Genomic DNA, 1,693 nt, shown 5'->3' with positions numbered 1-1,693 from the left:
TAACAAGCTGAAAATTCAGCGGCTAAATTTTTCAATTCTTCGACTGATAATCCAATGATTGCTTTACATAAACGATTATCTCGTAACAGCCGCTCTTTGTTGATCATTTCAAACCTTTATTCTCTAAGTTAAACCTCTTTTTATTCTCAATAGCGTGACAAAAAATGCAAGTCTCTATTCAGCAACTAGTTTAATGAAACAGAAGCTTGGCCTGGCCTGTACATTAATCAGTCGGCCAAAAATCCTGTTGCTAGATGAACCTGGAGTGGGTGTTGATCCTATTGCTCGTCAAGAGCTTTGGCGAATGGTTCATGAACTGGCTAGCGATGGTATGCTGATCCTTTGGAGTACATCCTACTTAGATGAAGCTGAACAATGCCGAGATATTTTACTGTTAAATCAAGGGCAACTACTTTATCGAGGGATACCGCAGGCATTAACTAATAAAATGGCTGGACGCTCATTTTTACTGCAAGTTCCAGCATCTAAACGCCGCGCATACTTACAAGATGCACTATTATTACCACAAACTACGGATTGTGTTATTCAAGGGCACTGTATTCGCCTGATCTTAAAACAAAACAGCCTGCAAAACGATTTCCTCGCCAGTCTAAATTTAGCGGATAGTAAACTTATTACCGCTAAACCCCGTTTCGAAGATGCTTTTATTGATTTATTAGGTGGTAGCCCATCGCAACGTTCTGAGCTTGCGGAAATTATGCCGCAAATTCCAGCTGATCCGACTGAAACCGTCATTGAGGCACAAAATCTTAGCAAACTATTCGGTGACTTTGCCGCTACGGATAATGTTAACTTTACGGTTAAACGTGGTGAAATTTTTGGCTTGCTAGGTCCTAATGGCGCCGGCAAATCAAAAACATTTAAAATGATGTGCGGATTAATGGTACCAAGCGCAGGCAGGGCATTAGTCTTGGGGATGGATCTAAAAATAAGCTCGAATAAAGCCCGCCAACATCTTGGCTATATGGCGCAAAAATTTTGACTATACGGTAATTTAACAGTTGCTCAGAACTTAAAATTTTTCTCTGGTATTTATGGCCTTAGTGGCAGTCAGCAACAGCTAAAAATCAGTAACATGATCAAGGCCTTTAATTTAAATCCAATACTGCAACAAACCACCGATGAATTACCATTAGGCTTCAAACAGCGACTAGCCTTAGCCTGCTCGTTGATGCATGAACCGGATATACTTTTCTTGGATGAACCCACTTCAGGTGTTGATCCCCTGACGCGAAGAGAATTTTGGTTACATATTAACGGCATGGTAAATAAAGGCGTTACCGTAATGGTTACCACTCACTTTATGGACGAAGCGGAATATTGCGATCGAATTGGCTTAGTTTACCACGGTAAAATTATTGCTGCTGGCACACCCGATGAATTAAAAAGCCAAATCGCCACGGCAGAAAATCCAGATCCGTCGATGAAACAGGCTTTTATTACACGAGTTTCGCACAAAACTAATTTGGGTACGCTAATAAAACACGGATGTGCTCAGCAATAGCATTTTTGATTACGTCCCAATTTTGTTGATAAAGGGTTATTTTTTCAGATATACGACGTTTATGTTGTTCAAACCACGCAGAAATAGCGAGAAAAATATGATTTCTTTGCGCTCGGCTCGTGCGAGCCTGACAGCGTTCAATACCACAATTTTGTTTAACTTCTCGAT

The 1,693-nt window shown here is 40.6% G+C and carries 2 pseudogenes; one reads left to right on the top strand and one right to left on the bottom strand.

The window, feature by feature from the left end:
- Positions 1-193: 193 nt before the first annotated feature.
- Positions 194-1,525: pseudogene (locus CBG25_RS15925) on the top strand (ATP-binding cassette domain-containing protein); the annotation flags it as partial.
- Here the strand turns inward: CBG25_RS15925 and CBG25_RS15920 are convergent.
- A pseudogene (locus tag CBG25_RS15920) lies at positions 1,482-1,693 on the bottom strand (hypothetical protein); the annotation flags it as partial. The pseudogenes CBG25_RS15925 and CBG25_RS15920 sit on opposite strands and share 44 nt — an antisense overlap.

This window comes from Arsenophonus sp. ENCA, from assembly GCF_002287155.1.
GTDB lineage: Bacteria > Pseudomonadota > Gammaproteobacteria > Enterobacterales > Enterobacteriaceae > Arsenophonus > Arsenophonus nilaparvatae.
The sequence above is the reverse complement of the archived record's forward strand: the minus strand, read 5'-3'. Positions and strand labels throughout refer to the sequence as shown.